The 14,397-nt window shown below is 57.5% G+C and carries 17 protein-coding genes; all 17 read right to left on the bottom strand.

Going from position 1 to position 14,397, the window contains the following annotated elements; translation table 11 throughout:
- Positions 1 to 89: 89 nt before the first annotated feature.
- Positions 90 to 878, bottom strand: a complete 789-nt coding sequence (gene flgG, locus C7378_RS02315; RefSeq protein ID WP_131991291.1) for a flagellar basal-body rod protein FlgG — start codon at positions 876 to 878, stop codon at positions 90 to 92.
- 42 nt (positions 879 to 920) lie between these two features.
- On the bottom strand, positions 921 to 1,655 hold the full coding sequence (gene flgF, locus C7378_RS02310) for a flagellar basal-body rod protein FlgF (RefSeq protein ID WP_131991289.1): 735 nt from the start codon (positions 1,653 to 1,655) through the stop codon (positions 921 to 923).
- 99 nt (positions 1,656 to 1,754) lie between these two features.
- Positions 1,755 to 2,240 (bottom strand): chemotaxis protein CheX, encoded by a 486-nt coding sequence (locus C7378_RS02305; protein WP_131991287.1) that lies wholly within the window; start codon positions 2,238 to 2,240, stop codon positions 1,755 to 1,757.
- An 84-nt stretch (positions 2,241 to 2,324) separates the two neighbouring features.
- Positions 2,325 to 2,711, bottom strand: coding sequence for a response regulator (locus C7378_RS02300; RefSeq protein WP_131991285.1), 387 nt, complete (start codon positions 2,709 to 2,711; stop codon positions 2,325 to 2,327).
- Positions 2,712 to 2,750: 39 nt separating this feature from the next.
- Positions 2,751 to 3,452 carry a hypothetical protein gene (locus tag C7378_RS02295; protein WP_207901300.1) on the bottom strand — a complete coding sequence of 234 codons (702 nt, stop codon included), beginning with the start codon at positions 3,450 to 3,452 and terminating at the stop codon, positions 2,751 to 2,753.
- Between the two features lie 206 nt (positions 3,453 to 3,658).
- Positions 3,659 to 4,477, bottom strand: a complete 819-nt coding sequence (locus tag C7378_RS17900) for a FliM/FliN family flagellar motor C-terminal domain-containing protein (RefSeq protein ID WP_243648004.1) — start codon at positions 4,475 to 4,477, stop codon at positions 3,659 to 3,661.
- A gap of 32 nt (positions 4,478 to 4,509) precedes the next feature.
- Complete coding sequence (locus C7378_RS02285; protein WP_131991281.1) at positions 4,510 to 5,490, bottom strand: flagellar motor switch protein FliM; 981 nt, start codon at positions 5,488 to 5,490, stop codon at positions 4,510 to 4,512.
- On the bottom strand, positions 5,474 to 6,448 hold the full coding sequence (locus C7378_RS02280) for a FliA/WhiG family RNA polymerase sigma factor (RefSeq protein WP_131991279.1): 975 nt from the start codon (positions 6,446 to 6,448) through the stop codon (positions 5,474 to 5,476). Before C7378_RS02280 ends, C7378_RS02285 begins: the two co-directional genes overlap by 17 nt.
- Before the next feature lie 65 nt (positions 6,449 to 6,513).
- On the bottom strand, positions 6,514 to 8,625 hold the full coding sequence (gene flhA, locus C7378_RS02275; protein WP_131991277.1) for a flagellar biosynthesis protein FlhA: 2,112 nt from the start codon (positions 8,623 to 8,625) through the stop codon (positions 6,514 to 6,516).
- Complete coding sequence (locus tag C7378_RS02270; protein WP_131991275.1) at positions 8,622 to 9,827, bottom strand: EscU/YscU/HrcU family type III secretion system export apparatus switch protein; 1,206 nt, start codon at positions 9,825 to 9,827, stop codon at positions 8,622 to 8,624. The genes flhA and C7378_RS02270 overlap by 4 nt, the downstream gene beginning before the upstream one ends.
- Positions 9,824 to 10,624: a flagellar biosynthetic protein FliR gene (locus C7378_RS02265; RefSeq protein WP_131991273.1), complete on the bottom strand. Its 801-nt coding sequence runs from the start codon at positions 10,622 to 10,624 to the stop codon at positions 9,824 to 9,826. The genes C7378_RS02270 and C7378_RS02265 overlap by 4 nt, the downstream gene beginning before the upstream one ends.
- Positions 10,625 to 10,667: 43 nt before the next feature.
- Complete coding sequence (locus tag C7378_RS02260; RefSeq protein ID WP_131991271.1) at positions 10,668 to 10,937, bottom strand: flagellar biosynthetic protein FliQ; 270 nt, start codon at positions 10,935 to 10,937, stop codon at positions 10,668 to 10,670.
- 14 nt (positions 10,938 to 10,951) lie between these two features.
- Positions 10,952 to 11,653, bottom strand: a complete 702-nt coding sequence (gene fliP, locus C7378_RS02255) for a flagellar type III secretion system pore protein FliP (RefSeq protein ID WP_131991269.1) — start codon at positions 11,651 to 11,653, stop codon at positions 10,952 to 10,954.
- Positions 11,650 to 11,958, bottom strand: coding sequence for a flagellar biosynthetic protein FliO (locus C7378_RS18125; protein ID WP_424221164.1), 309 nt, complete (start codon positions 11,956 to 11,958; stop codon positions 11,650 to 11,652). Before C7378_RS18125 ends, fliP begins: the two co-directional genes overlap by 4 nt.
- A 98-nt stretch (positions 11,959 to 12,056) precedes the next feature.
- Entirely contained in the window at positions 12,057 to 12,398 is a 342-nt protein-coding gene (locus tag C7378_RS02245; RefSeq protein ID WP_131991265.1) for a FliM/FliN family flagellar motor C-terminal domain-containing protein, read from the bottom strand.
- Between the two features lie 105 nt (positions 12,399 to 12,503).
- Entirely contained in the window at positions 12,504 to 13,736 is a 1,233-nt protein-coding gene (locus tag C7378_RS02240) for a flagellar hook protein FlgE (RefSeq protein WP_131991263.1), read from the bottom strand.
- 30 nt (positions 13,737 to 13,766) lie between these two features.
- Complete coding sequence (locus C7378_RS02235) at positions 13,767 to 14,390, bottom strand: flagellar hook capping FlgD N-terminal domain-containing protein (protein WP_131991261.1); 624 nt, start codon at positions 14,388 to 14,390, stop codon at positions 13,767 to 13,769.
- Positions 14,391 to 14,397: the final 7 nt, after the last annotated feature.

Genomic DNA, 14,397 nt, shown 5'->3' with positions numbered 1-14,397 from the left:
TTCGATAAAGCTGCCCGAACAGGTGGAAGCTGCGAGCGGCAGACAATTCATAACCAGAAAACACGAGAGCAGAGATGCGCGCATCACAGTTACCTCGCCATATTGTTAACTTGGCTGTACATGTTGTCCGCCGCCGTGATGACCTTCGAGTTGCTTTCGTAGGCTCGCTGGGCAAGTACCATCTGCACGAATTCTGTGACTACATCTACATTCGAGTTTTCCAGGTATCCCTGCTGCAATGTTCCCAGCCCTTCCGGGCCGCCAGGTACACCAAGTACCGGATCACCGGAGGAGAGAGTTGCAGTGAAGAGATTGGACCCCATGCTCTCCAGCCCTTCCGGGTTCGCAAAGGTAGCCAGCTGAATTTGTCCAAGCTGAGAAGGGTTCTGTTGTCCAGGAAGAGTCGCGTTCACTACGCCGTACTGGGTAATCGTCACCGATGTGGCATTGGGCGGAATAGTGATATTCGGCAGGACCGGGTCGCCGTCAGAGGTCACGATCGTCCCCTGGTTATTCAGGTGAAAGCTGCCAGCCCGCGTATAGGCGATCGTCCCATCGGGACGCGTGATCTGAAAAAAACCCGAACCCTGAATGGCAACATCGAGAGGGTTGCCGGTATTGTTCAGATCGCCCTGCGACATGATGATTTCAGTTGCCGCTGATCGCGTGCCGAGGCCGATCTGCAGGCCGGCAGAGACGGTCTGCTGGCTCTGCGCCGCACCGGGCGTCACAAGATTCTGGTAGATCATGTCCTGAAACTGAAGCTGGCGCTGGCGAAAGCCTGCAGTTGAGGAGTTGGCCAGGTTGTTGGCTATGGTATCGAGGTTCAACTGCTGGGCGCTCATGCCGCTAGCGGCGGTGTAAAGGGCTCGAATCATACTTTGTGTCTCTCTTTCTCTCTCGAACAAACGCGGGAAGGCTTACACTCGCGGCAGGTCCTCACTGGCCGTCTTGTCAAAGTCAGCATGGAAGATGGATAGCGCCTTTTGCATCATCTCCGACTGGCGCTGGACAAGGATCAGTTGCATTGTGCCTTGGATTACATCCTGATTCGAACTTTCCAGCGCTCCTTGATGTACTCCTGCCGACGACAGCTTCGGTTTCGCGCCACCCACCGGCATGTAGCGGTTCACTCCCTCCGGCTGCATGGAGGCGGGTCCGTCAAATGTAAACACGCCAAGCTTGCCGGCCGTCGCTCCGCCAACGGAGATGACACCATCGGAGCCGATAGATATCTCACCGCTGGGTACGATGATCGGCTTGTTATTGATATCCAGTACCGGCTCGCCGGTTGCCGCAATCAGCACACCTTGATTGGTTCGCTGAAACGATCCATCACGGGTATAGCGCACACCGTTGGGAGTCTGCAGGGCGAAGAATCCCTGCCCCTCAATCGCCAGATCCAGAGGATTTCCTGTAGGAGCCAGCACACCCTGCCCAAAGTCAAGCTGGTTGCCACCAAGCACACCGAAGTTGTTGACCGTCCGGTTCAGTTGGGAATTAAGCGCATCGGGCCCAGCAATGGCATTGCGAAAGAATTCGCGCTCGGCACGAAAGCCGTGAGTGTTTGCATTGGCAAGATTGCTGGCTGCCGAATCAAGTGCTTCGGTGCGCGCCAAAAGCCCCGAAAAGGCTGCATAAATACCGCTGTCCACTGGTATCTCCTTTGCGCAGAGAAAGTGCAAAAGAGATACCGGGAAAGGTTTGGGAAGATAAGAAGGTTCTCAGGAACGAGTGGTACCGACGATCTACTGCTATTGGATCGATTCGCAAATCACCTTGAAGTCAATGATCTGATCCTCGAACTGATAACAGCGCTCGATACTGAACTCGGGACTCTGCATGTGTAGCTGATAGTTGCTGCCAGTGACGATAGCTGGAATCGATAGCATACAGCCGGAACTGAGCGGCGCATATTTCCCCTTCCAGGCTCCGGCAATCATGTTACACACCTCGCCGACCGCATCTTTAACGGTAGTATCCATCTCTGCCGTCTGCACTCCCGTAAGAAACTCTGCGATTCTCAGCGCAGACTTGCGACCCAGGCTGAGTAGACACGCGCCGCTGATCGCTCCTGCCAGACCAATGACCGCAGTCAACATCTCAGTATCGGAAGGGGGCTTAAGCTCCCCCGGTATACACTGGACGCCCATCATCAGACGGAAGACTTCATCCACCGCCTCATCAAGATGCACGGCATGGGGGCTGTCCTCTATCAACTGTCTGGTCATGGTCGCCATCAATTGCTCTCCTGTCGCTCTTACGCTTTCATCGATTTTAGAAATTACTTGCAGTAGATATCTGCTTCTGAGAACGACCGCAGGTTAAACCGCAGCTTCAACCAGCGGAAGCACCCGCTCCTTGACCTGATCAGCAGTGAACGGCTTACGTATATAGCCCTGCGCGCCGCTGGCAAGCGCCTCGCGCACGTGGTCCTCACTGCTTTCAGTGGTAATCATCACGACTGGAACTTCCGCCGCAAGATCCTCAGTTCGTAACTGCTTGAGAAAGGTGAGCCCATCCATATTGGGCATGTTGATGTCAGAGACGATTAGATCGACTCTTTCCGCACGCAAAAGCTCAAGCCCCTCCACTCCACTCGAGGCTTCAAACACGTGCGTCAGCTCCAGCCCAGCCTGGCGCAAGGCGCGCTCGACGATTTTCCTCATCACGGAAGAATCATCTACGATCAGGACGCGTATTCCATTCATTTGCACTCTCCTTTGAGCGTCCCCTTCCTTATCGGCGATTTAGTTTGCTTGCATCAGTGAACAGATCACATCCTCAACATCTTCTCTCCGAGGAACAGTTTGGCCTGACGCGACGCGCCATATCCTCAGCCAGAAGAAATCATGCACCCGCACCAGTCGCGCCTCAACTGCTCTGCTGTCCTCTAGCACGAGGCTTAGTGCGTGGACCAGGGGTTCCAGTCCGGCGGCCTCCATAAGTCGTGTTTTCGGAAATGCAGCCGCCAGCATCTGCGGATGGGCCAGTCGGAAGTCACTGCCACTCAATAATCCCGCTTCAACCCTGCATCCTGTCATCCGCTCAATGGCAAACGTGACGCACGGATCCAGATGACCTTCAAAACCAATGTGCAGGCGACTCGACACTGTCGCTCTCACCGGGACAAAGCCAAAGCTGTCGAGTAAGAGCCGCGGCACCAGCGACGAAACCAGTGCTGGCTGGAAGCCATCGAGCGAGAAAATGGGACAATTCCACTGTATTCCGAGGGCACGTGTCACCAGTCGCTGATCCAGTCCGTGAAGCTCTACCAGCAGGTCGCCCAGACGCTTCTGGTTGCCTTGCCTCTGCGCTTCAATCGCGTTGCGTAACTGAGCCTGCGTGATCCAGCCTTGCGCCAGCATCACCAGACCCAGCGGAACCCTGTGTTGATGCACAACGGGGACCTCACTCCTGCCCTCCATCTCGCGGGCGAGCATCTCTCGCAACCTGGCCCGAGTACACTCCGGACTGCAGAGCCACCCGCCTTCAAGTACCGGCGTCTGGCGGCTGCGCCAGAGACGAAGACGGCCAGCTTTACAGTCTGCATTCGAACAGACCGGAAAGAGCGCAGAACCACGCCTGGAATCTTCTGTCCGTCCAGATAAAGGAATGGCCTGAGGCTGGCCGTCTGAGAACTGCACCTGCTTCTTATCTAGAAAAGGCATCGGATACTCTCCAGGCGCATCTTCGGTTCTGCCACTTCAGTGACGCGCAAACCGAAGCAACCATTGACGAGCACAACTTCGCCCCGGGCAACGATCTTATCCCCTACCAGCAGATCAACAGGATCAGCCACATGGCGCTCCAGTTCGACAACGTCCCCCGCTCCAAGGTCCAGCACCTCGTTTAACGTCATCTCACGAGAACCGAAGCGCAGGGAAGCCTCCAGTTCGACATCCAATAAAAGATCGAGGCCACGGGAAGGCAATGCTGCACTATGCGAAGATGCTGGCTTCGACCCGGGAGGGAAAGCTCCTGCGCTGTTGACCGTCCGCGCTTCATTGCTCGACCCCTTTGCCGGATCTGCTGACGCACTCCCTGTTCCCGCAGTCTTTGGCACTACATTCTCAAACCGCACGGCAAGCGGGAGTCGATTTTCGCCAACTCGCAGCGTGTACCATTCGAAGGAGCTGCCCCGCATCTCGGCAAGTTGTACTCGCACATCGAGCCCCTCGCCAAACGCCGCCGCGGTCTGCGTGCTTGCCTGCCGCAGCAAGTCCGTCCACAGATCCCGGTCGCGCTCCTCGTCCGGCTCGGTGGAGGTCACCTTCGCGGCAACCAGCAGCGACGACAACGACGCTGCATCTACGGCCGCCAGCAGCCGATGGGAGCTGCCATGCAACACTTCGACCGCCACAAGCCTGCCGGTGGGCGGCAGCCCGCTCATCGGCTCTATCACAGCCTCAGCGCCTAGTTCGCTGGTCAGCAGCTTAGGCAGCTCGACCAGCCACACCTCAGAAAAATTCTTCATAGCCACCCCTTCGCCTCGAACGCGTTAACCTTTCAAAACATCTCCGCCAGCGGACTGTCGGGCTCCGGCCGCAACAGCCGCGCGCTGCGCAGCCCATCTCGGTTTACTGGAAGCGCCTCAAAAACCGGCACTCCCGCTACCTGAAACTTCGCCGCCCGAGTGGCTGGCAGCGGCAGTCGAAGGATGCTGCCCACCTCCATCTCTTCAATTGCCGAAGCAGGTAGAGAGACAGCAGGTAGCTGTACGGATGTGCCAAAAGTAGCCAGGCCCATCCGCTGTCGAATGCGCTCGGATGTCTCCGGCGAATGGCGTCTCTGCCGCGTCCAATCCCCAGTGAGCCGACGCAAAATGGTATTTGAAACCACAGCGGGAAAAGCCAGGTTCAGCAGCCCGCTCGCTTCCGGCATCCGGATTTCGAAGCTCAGACAAAGAGTCTTTTCGGCAACCGGCATAATTCGTGCGACCTGGGTCTGCAATTGACGCCGTTCGAAGGCAAAGGTCAGTCCCACCGGCTGCCAGGCTGCACTCAGTTCCCGGCAGATGACATCGGACACACTGGCAAGAATGGACTCTTCGATATCAGTCAGTTCCCGTGGAGTTCCCGGCCGCCCCTCGCCACCGAGTAACAGGTCAATGATCGGAGGAGCCAAGGCGAGATCGAGCTGCAGGACAGAGACCGCCCGCAACGGTTCAAGCTGCACCGAGCCTACGTATGCAAGTTCCGGAATGCGCATTGTGAACTCGCTGAAGGGCATCTGTTCGGCAGACACAAGATTGACCTCAAACCTGCTCCTCAGCCATACGCCAAGGTTGTGCCGCAGGTTACGGGCGAACATGTCATTCAGCAGGCTGATGGCCCGCATCTGTTCGTTCGAGATCTGTCCGGCACGGGAAAAATTGTAGGGTTGGACCTTGCTCCGAGTGTCGCGTGGGTCCTGCTTGGCAGAAACGGAGCGGGCCCGCGCCGCCTGAAAGAGAGCGTCAATTTCATCCTGCTTAAGATTTTTTTCCATCACTCGCCGTCTTTCCTGAAACTCTTATTTCTCCTGCCTCCGCATGGCTCTGGCGCCCTGCCCTGCTCTTTTGTCCCTCAGCCCGGCCAACCGGCGCGAACGCCGCAAGCAACGCCCGGAGATGCACGACCGCCGAGGAGTGGATCTGCGAGACCCGCGACTCGACCACCCCAAGAGCGAGGCCTATCTCTTTCATGGTCATCTCCTCGTAGTAGTAGAGCGTCATCACGAGCCGCTCCCGTTCGGGCAAATTGCTGACCGCTTCCGCCAGGCGCTCTTTCATCTCACCGGCAAGGCATCGGAAGAGGGGGTCTTCCTCCGGCTTGTTCGGGATATAAGCTAGTTCTTCTTCGCCGGAGTCTTCGGATCGCTCCATGTGGAGCGTCCCGATTTCGAGGCCTTTCAGCTGGCCAAGTAACTGCTGGTAGTCTCCGAGTGGCAATCCCATCTCCGCAGCCACCTCACTCTCCGATGGCTGACGCCCAATCCTGGCCGTGAGAGTGCGGATTGCCTCCTCGATCACGCGACCTTTCCGCCGCAGCTCGCGAGGACTCCAGTCAAGTGTCCGCAAGCTGTCGAGAATCGCACCGCGAATCCGAAACTGCGCGTAGCTGCGAAACTGCACTTTCTTGTTGGGATCAAACTTCTGAAAGGCATCCATCAGTCCAATCACCCCAGCTGAAACCAGGTCTTCCATCTCGACGTGCTGCGGCAGCCGCTCGTGAATGCGCCTGGCAAGATAACGGACGATTGGCAGGTGCTCGATCATCATTCGCTCCTGCTCTGCCTCCCACACTCCCGGAATCTTTGGGGTTGCGCCTACACTGGGTTCCTCGGCCGATATTCGCGCCTTACCGCCTGCCAACTCCGGATCCCGTTCCGGTAAATACACCATGGCCTGGTCCCTTTCCCGCTCTGCACTCGCTTCTCGCTGCTGCTCCCATCCGCCGCTCTGCATATCTGCTCCTGACCTCTGATCCAAAAGCTGTTCGTCTCTTTCTTCTCCCGTGTGAATCACACTCTCTACCGCACCACGCCTACGGACCGCACCCTCACGTCCGCGGGAATCTCTGCAGGCGAAAGCACCGTCACCCTCGGCAGCACAGGCTCAAGCCAGCGGCGCAGGTAGTAGCGCGCCGGTGATGGGGCAAGGAGCACGGGCAATGCCGCCGAAGACCTCGCGCCTATTAGCTGCTTCACAGAATCGGCAATGCGCCTTAGCCATGGTGTATTCGCTGGTGCACGGCCATCACTCAGCAGACGCGCCCCTTCAGGCTCAAAGAGAGCCAGCATCTCCTCCTCGATGGCGGGATCAAGTAGCAGAACCCTCAGCGTCCCATCGGCATCGAGCAGTGGCTGCACGATCCTGCGACCAAGAGCCTGACGCGCAGTCTCCACCAAATGGGGCACGGTCTTGTTCAACGCTGCCGCCTCGACCAGAGCTTCGAGAATCGTTCCCAGGTCGCGGATCGATACCTGCTCGCGTAAAAGTTGCTGCAGCACCTTCTGCGCTTCCCCAAGCGAGATCAGCTTGGGCACCAGTTCCTCGACCAGCTTCGGATGAGACTCGTTAAGCGAATCCAATAGCCGCTTGGTTTCAGCCCGGTTCAGGAGCTCGTGGGCGTGCTGCCGTACCATCTCCGCTACGTGGGTGCTCACTGCCGAAATGCCATCAACTACCGAGTAGCCTGCTGCGATAGCCTGGTCTTCGAGCGCGGGCGAGATCCAGCGCGCAGATATGCCGAAAGCGGGCTCCTGCGTTTCTTTGCCTGGCAGAGGATGGGCCGAAGCCTCGGCGCTCACCGCCAGAAGACTGTTGACCTCCGTCTGCCAGCGTCCAATTTCAATTCCTCGCAGGGAGAAGACATACTCACGCGGCTTTAGTCGAAGATTGTCCGAGATGTGGATAGGTGGCACGAGAAAGCCAAGTTCCGTGGCCAGACCACGCCTCAGCGTACGCACCCGGTTCAGCATCTGACCTCCCTGCTTTTCGTCCACCATAGGGATCAGCTGAAACCCTATCTCCAGGCTCAGTTCTTCCATTTTGAGAAGACCAGCGATATTGTCTGCCTGGGCAGTGGCAGGCTTTTTGCCTTCCGGCTCAGCAACTGCCGTTATCGGCCGCCGCTTTGAAACCACACTTCCCAGCAGGCCCAGCCCCAGTGAAGGCAGCAGGAAAGCAAGCTTCGGCAGTCCGGGAACGAGACACAAGGCGCCCAGCACTCCGCTCGCAATATAGAGTGTCGTGCCTTTGCGGAAGAGCTGTGCCCCTAACTCCGTAGTCAGCGCATCTGCCGAGGAGGCGCGGGTCAGCACCATGCCGCCGGCTACAGAAACCAGCAGAGATGGAATCATCGTCACCAACCCGTCGCCGACGGTTAGAATCGTGTAATTTTTCACCGCATCGGACAGATCGGCTCCCTGCTGAAAAACTCCTATCAGCAATCCTGCGATGATGTTGATCGCGGTAATGAGAATGGTCGCCATTGAGTCCCGCTGGCTGAATCGTGCTGCGCCATCCATGGCGCCATAAAACTCAGCCTCATGTGCAATTGCCTGGCGGCGCTTCCGCGCTCCGGCCTCATCGATCAGCCCGGCATTCATGTCGGCATCGATTGCCATCTGCTTGCCCGGCAAAGCATCGAGGGTGAACCGCGCTGTTACCTCCGCTGTACGCACCGCTCCGTGGCTGACAACCAGGAATTGAATTGCGATCAGGGCGAGAAACAGCACGAAGCCGACCACATAATTCCCACCCACCACAAATTGTCCGAAGGCCTCGATGACTGTTCCCGCCGCTGTTGTTCCTTCACTACCGTGCAGCAGAATGCGGCGACTGGACGCGATGTTCAAGGAAAGCCTGAAGAGCGTCAACAGCAGGAGGACAGTGGGAAAAACCGAGAAGTCAACCGCTCGCCGCACCTGTACGGCCGAAAGAAAAACAAGGATCGAAGCCGCCATTGAACAGGAGAGCAGTAGATCGAGCACCATTGCAGGTACGGGAATGAGCATGACGAAGATCACGCTGATTGCTCCTACTGGGAGGGACAGCTCACGCGCCAGCCGGGCTAAGCGAGCTCCCAGGCTGTCGGGTTTCGTCACGGCGAGTCCAGGCAAGGCTGCAGTAGTGCTCATGGGATAGGCTTCTCCTTGGCGGGTAAAGCAACGGTAGGTATAGCAACAACTGCTTGCGAGGCAGCTCCACGCGCAGGGCCCCCGCCCGCTTCCTTAGAGGCCCTCCTCGAGGGGATAGGCGCAGTCTGTTTTCTGCGGCGCTCTTCCCGCACTTTCTCCTCAACCTGCTGCCGATAGAGATATGCAAGGATTGCGGCGACTGCTGCATAGAGATCCACCGGGATCGCTTGACCTGGCTCAACCAGCCGATAGAGCGAACGGGCCAGTGGCGGATTCTCTACAATAGGCACGCCTGCCCAGCGGGCCTCACTCTTGATCTGTTCGGCAAGCAGATCGCGGCCCTTGGCCATGACTTTAGGCGCTTCCATTGTGTCGAAGTCGAAGCTCAAGGCCACCGCATAGTGCGTTGGATTGGTTACGACCACCGTTGCGCGCCGCACATCCGCTTTCAATTTCCTGCGCCTCATCTGGCGCTGCAATCCTCGGATACGGCTGCGAATCTGGGGATTGCCTTCCGTCTCCTTGTACTCGTCACGAAGCTCCTGCTTGGACATCTTGAGGCGCGCCTCTCTGCTGCGCCACTCGACCGCAAAGTCAACCCCGGCCCAAGCGAAAGAGATCCACGCCGCATCGCGCAGCAGCTCATAAGCTGCAGTAAAAATTAAAGGCAGACGCACGAGAGACATCACCGGGAGAGCCGTCTGTTCGCGCAGCTTTCCCCAGGCCAACGCCGCCAGTACCCCCGCGGGCAACAGCGACTTGAACAGCCGTGAGACGGCACGCATCGAGAAGAGGTTCTTGATGTTTTCAACTGGGTTGAGCCGATTAAACTTCCACGTAAGAGCCTTGGGGTGGACAGTGAAGCCTCCACCCTGCACAGCACCTGCCGCAAAGGCGCCCGACCATGCAGCAGCAAAGAGCAGCAGCACTGGCGATAGCACCTCAACCACGATGTGCCTCATTGCGAAGAATGTCGCCATCAACCGCGCATCTGACCAGAGCTTTGGCAGGCCCAGTTCGAGGCTCTGCTGATAAGCCATCGACCAGGCACCGGCCCATCGCTCCCCGGCCATGCCCAAGGCCGATACCCCCGCAAGCGTGGAGGCAGCCGTGACCAGTTCGCGGCTCATTACCCTATCTCCGTCTTCCTCAGCCTTGTGCCGCCGTCGCGGAGTGGCCTTCTCTGTACGTTCTCCACTCATCGGATGGCCGCTCCACCGCAGGTTGCCATCTGAGCCACCAACCTCTGGGCCACATCGAGCAGGGCTGTAAACCTCATCTCAAAGAAGCGTGGCCACAGAGCAAGCGAGCCGAGAAGGACGACATACCCCGTAAAGGTCTTCGCCGGGATGGTAATGTTCATGACCGGAAGCGAGGGAGAAAGCCTGCCAACCAGCGCAATCGCAATCTCAACCAGCATGGTTGCCGCCAGCACCGGCGCCGAGAGTTGAATTGCCGCAAGGAAGATGCCGCTGCCCATCGTGACTAGGGAGATGGCAATCTTCCCTTTGAAGATAGCTGTACCGACAGGCACCGAGGCGAAGCTTCGGATAAGAGCCTCGAGAAGAATGCGGTGAAGGCCGGATACAACCAAGCCCGTCGTCAGCAGGAGCGAGAATAATTGTCCAAAGATCGGAGTCTGAATCGAGGTATTAGGATCAAGCAGATTGACCAGCGAGAAACTGAACTGCAGACCGACGACCTGCCCGGCGAAAAGCGCAACCTCAGCCAGCAGGAGAAGGGTGAGTCCAAAGACCAGTCCTACCGCCAACTCCCCTAGAATCGCTGCGAACCCAATCTCGGCATGAGCCGCTGTCATCGATGCCGCTACCGGCGCGAGCAATAGAGAGGTAGTTCCCACCAGCGTCACCTTTACGGCTTTGGGAATCGCATCGGAGGAAAACACGGGCGCAAAGACAGCGAGAGCGCTCACCCGCAACATGACCAGTACCCATGCGGCGAGATAATGCTGCCAGTCGAGTTGGGGCAAAGCAGGCATGAGTCGTGATCTCCGCAAAATAGTCCCCGAAAGGAACCGGCTTCTATCCGAGATACCGGTGAAAGTCGAAAAACAGGCCGACGGTATAGGTCACAAGCCTGCGTAGAAACCACGGCAGTCCGGCGAGAATCATCAGCACGACCGCGAGAATGCGCGGCACCGTGGATAGCGTCTGATCCTGCAGGGAAGTGAGTGTCTGAAGCAAGCTCAAGAGGAAGCTGACGAGCGAGGCAACAAGCAGCACAGGGGCGCTGACAATCAGCGCTTCACGCAGGAGATGACGCATCAACTCTGAAACCTGATCTGCTCCCATTCTTCATTCCTTTCCTAAAAGCTCTTCAGCAGAGAACCCGCCAGCAGATTCCATCCATCAACCATGACGAAAAGCAGAATCTTGAGCGGAGTCGAAATAACTACTGGCGGCAGTTGAAACATGCCGATCGCAGTCGTCACTGAGGCCACTACCATGTCCACCAGCAGAAACGGGAGGAAGAGTACGGCGCCGATCTCAAAACCTGCTTTGAGCTCAGAGAGCATGTAGGCGGGCACAACCACTCGCAGCGGCAAATCCTGAGGCTTTGACGGCCGCGCTGTCATTGATGCCGCCGTGAACAGTGCCAGATCCTTCTCCCGGGCATACCGCAGCATGAAGGCCTTCGGCGGTTCGCTCCCGCGCCTGATCGCCTCCAGCCCTGAGATCTGACCGCTGCGAAAAGGCTCAACTGCCTGCTGGTCCACCTGCACAAGAACCGGCTGCATTAAAAACCACGTCATCATTAACCCAAGCCCCATCAGCACCTGGTTCGAGGGCGCGGTTTGCGTGCCCAACGCCTGACGCAGGAAATGGAACACCACCAGCAGACGCACCATCGGAGTCATGGAGAGGAGAATCGCCGGCAGTACTGTGAGCAGAGTCAGTGAAAAGACAATCGTCCAGGGGACGGCATTGTTGCCCGTCGCGTGTGCGTCCAGACCCGGAATGGAGAAGGGTTGAGACCTGCTGGCAAGCAGGAGGAATGCGGTGCTCATTGTGCTGCCTCAGCATCGTTTCTGGCGCGGGTGCGCCGCCCGGGCCGATTCAATGGCAGTACTTCCACAATCGGGGCTATCTGCTCCCCTGCCGAAGCCACCAGATAGTGCCTGCCACAGCAAGCAACCAGTGTGATTGATTTTTTAGGTCCCAGCGCAACCCGGGCTTCGATCTTCAAGGCCGTTTCACTATCAGCAGTCCGGAGTAGAAGCCGAGAGCGCAGTCCCACGGCGGCCGCCAGAACCCTCTTTCCCAGCCGCCGTAGAAGGGCAGCTTGCCCTGTCTGCGGTCTTTCTGCACTCATCACGCTGAAAGGCCATGATCCTGTCAGCATTCCCACTCCGCTTTTTTGATCTGGTTTCATTGAGGTCATTGCTCTTCCTGAGGTCTTTCACTGCGAATTCAGATCAGGCGTGTTACGCGAATGCCAAGCTTCTGCCCGACTATCTCGAACTCGCTCCATACCAACTGCACACCACCGGCCCACAGCGGCAGGTCCTCGGAGTGTGCCCAGGCTGTTTCAATGACTCGGCCCTTCTCCAGCGATAACAGCTCCCGCACCTGAAACGATGGCACGGGAATTCGCACATCGAGTTGAACGGGGAGGCGGCGCAACACCGAGGGCACCGGCGTCGCTTCGTCTTCCGCAATGGGACCCGGCGTGGACTGGAGCGTAAGCGCCGAAGATATGGTCGGCGCGTTGGAATCGACAGGTGGAGCGGCGAGGATGGGCTCTGCTTGCATGATGCAGAGATGAGGTGCAGATGGATGACCGAAATTGGAACAGCAAAAATTAGAAAAAACTTAGATTGCAGCGGAAGGCAGATTCACCCTCCGCCGCAGCCTGATTTAGTGCACCATGTTGATCGTGTCCTGGCTGACCGTATCAAAGGTGGTGACGGCCTTTGAGTTTGCCTCGAAGGCTCGTTGCGCAACAATCAGATCAGAGAACTGGGTTGAGATATCCACATTCGATGCCTCCAGCGCTCCACCCTGCATCGATCCCCGCCCTGCAGTTCCGGCCACTCCGTAACTCGCGTCCCCCGATACCAGCGTCGCCGCATAGTTGCCATCGCCGAGCTTATCGAGACCCTGTTCGTTGGTCACCATAGCCACCGCCAGCTGCCCGACTACCTGCGTGTGGTTGTTACTGAACTTCGCCGAGATGGTTCCGTCAGATCCAATCGATACACTTTGATATTGCCCACTGGTAAAGCCATCCTGATTGGTAGAGGCCACAGCCGATGCGCCAGCAACCTGCGTAATACTGGGTTGATTATTTGAGCCGTAAAGATCAAAGGCGAAGCTCATGTTCGACGCCCCATCCGAGAGGCCGGTGAAGGTGGTTGCTGCGGGATTCGATGCTGGCGCAATCAACTTTCCGGTCGTGTCAAAGGTCAGTGTCCCGGTCGTGTTTGCCCCGGGAGTTGCATCGCCGGCCGGCAATGCGATGCTGTAGTTCCAAGTATTTGCCGGAGCAGCTGGCTTTGTGAAGGTCACGGTCGCTTCGTGAGCCACGCCCAGCGAGTCATACACCTTCACTTGTGCAGGAACGGTGGTTCCAGCCGCAGCCGTCGCATCGAGATTTGCCGTGATTGACATATTCGCCGTCGCCTGTGGCTTCTCCACCTGTCCAACTGGAACTTGTATACCGGAAAGAGGAGCATTGGTATTCACAACGCCATTGGTCGCGGCGTATCCCATCACCTGTTGTCCGCTCTGCGTCTGCAGATTGCCATTCAAATCAAGAGAGAAAGTTCCATCGCGAGTCAACTCTGTCTCCCCGTTCTGCTGCACCGCAAAGAAGCCATCACCGTTGAGCGCGACATTGGTCGAGTTTCCAGTTGTATTCGGCGAACCGGTTGTAAAGTCTGTCGAGATGGACCCTACGTGGGTACCCGCTCCAACCTGCTCCGGATCTCCTGAGCCTGAGGCTCCGATCTGCTGATAGAACAGATCGCTGAAGTTGACCGTCTGAGCCTTATAGGCAGTGGTATTCATGTTGGATAGGTTGTTGGCAATGGTATTGAGCGCCGTTGAGTCGGCCTCAAGCCCAGAAAGCGGGATCGAAAAACTTGGCATTGCTTCCTCCGTAAAATGCGGGTTCAAAAATTATTTGCGTGGACGATATTCAAACATCGTGGGGTTGGAAGAGTATCGACTGTTTGCCACTGTGCCTGCCGGCGTAAGCGCCTGCGCCAGGCGGCTTGCTGCATTGATAGCCGATGAAGTACGGGAAGCCCCTGCGGGTATCGGCTGTGCTGCAGACAGACTCGCTTCTCCAGATGCCGCGGCCCGCGCTTTGGCCGGTGTGCTTGTCCCCGAAGCACTCGCACCAGCGACACCGCCTGCGCCGCTGACCCGCCCGGCGGTAGCACCTGTAGTGGAACCTGTACTGCTTCCCGTGCTGCTGCTCCCTGTGCCCCCCAGATCTGTATTGATTTGGATCAGTTGCTGGAGACTATTCACCTGAACAAGCTGATCGATGTAAGCGTTTGGATCCTGCTGAGAAGTCGGATCCTGGTTTTTCATCTCCGCAACCAGCAGGGTCAAAAAGTCATTCGCAGTGATGGTTGAGCTGTTGCTGGAGGCACTCGTATTGGAACTGGATGACGCATTTGCAGATGCGCTTGATCGAGAAGCCGTACGCGCCGACGCTGCCTGCGGCTGTGTTGTTTTTTGAGCTAAAGGGGAGAGGCCCTTATTGGCGGGATGAGTGATGTTCGTCGGATGCATGTGATGT

This window comes from Acidipila rosea (assembly GCF_004339725.1).
Taxonomy (GTDB): Bacteria; Acidobacteriota; Terriglobia; order Terriglobales; family Acidobacteriaceae; genus Acidipila; species Acidipila rosea.
This window is presented reverse-complemented; position numbering and strand designations above follow the sequence as displayed.

Coding starts and splice junctions, on each gene's coding strand:
- flgG (WP_131991291.1), bottom strand. CDS start 878: ATGATTCGAGCCCTTTACACCGCCGCTAGCGGCATGAGCGCCCAGCAG.
- C7378_RS02305 (WP_131991287.1), bottom strand. CDS start 2,240: ATGGCGACCATGACCAGACAGTTGATAGAGGACAGCCCCCATGCCGTG.
- C7378_RS02300 (WP_131991285.1), bottom strand. CDS start 2,711: ATGAATGGAATACGCGTCCTGATCGTAGATGATTCTTCCGTGATGAGG.
- C7378_RS17900 (WP_243648004.1), bottom strand. CDS start 4,477: ATGAAGAATTTTTCTGAGGTGTGGCTGGTCGAGCTGCCTAAGCTGCTG.
- C7378_RS02285 (WP_131991281.1), bottom strand. CDS start 5,490: ATGGAAAAAAATCTTAAGCAGGATGAAATTGACGCTCTCTTTCAGGCG.
- C7378_RS02280 (WP_131991279.1), bottom strand. CDS start 6,448: ATGCAGAGCGGCGGATGGGAGCAGCAGCGAGAAGCGAGTGCAGAGCGG.
- flhA (WP_131991277.1), bottom strand. CDS start 8,625: ATGAGCACTACTGCAGCCTTGCCTGGACTCGCCGTGACGAAACCCGAC.
- C7378_RS02270 (WP_131991275.1), bottom strand. CDS start 9,827: ATGAGTGGAGAACGTACAGAGAAGGCCACTCCGCGACGGCGGCACAAG.
- C7378_RS02265 (WP_131991273.1), bottom strand. CDS start 10,624: ATGCCTGCTTTGCCCCAACTCGACTGGCAGCATTATCTCGCCGCATGG.
- C7378_RS02260 (WP_131991271.1), bottom strand. CDS start 10,937: ATGGGAGCAGATCAGGTTTCAGAGTTGATGCGTCATCTCCTGCGTGAA.
- fliP (WP_131991269.1), bottom strand. CDS start 11,653: ATGAGCACCGCATTCCTCCTGCTTGCCAGCAGGTCTCAACCCTTCTCC.
- C7378_RS18125 (WP_424221164.1), bottom strand. CDS start 11,958: ATGAGTGCAGAAAGACCGCAGACAGGGCAAGCTGCCCTTCTACGGCGG.
- C7378_RS02245 (WP_131991265.1), bottom strand. CDS start 12,398: ATGCAAGCAGAGCCCATCCTCGCCGCTCCACCTGTCGATTCCAACGCG.
- C7378_RS02240 (WP_131991263.1), bottom strand. CDS start 13,736: ATGCCAAGTTTTTCGATCCCGCTTTCTGGGCTTGAGGCCGACTCAACG.
- C7378_RS02235 (WP_131991261.1), bottom strand. CDS start 14,390: ATGCATCCGACGAACATCACTCATCCCGCCAATAAGGGCCTCTCCCCT.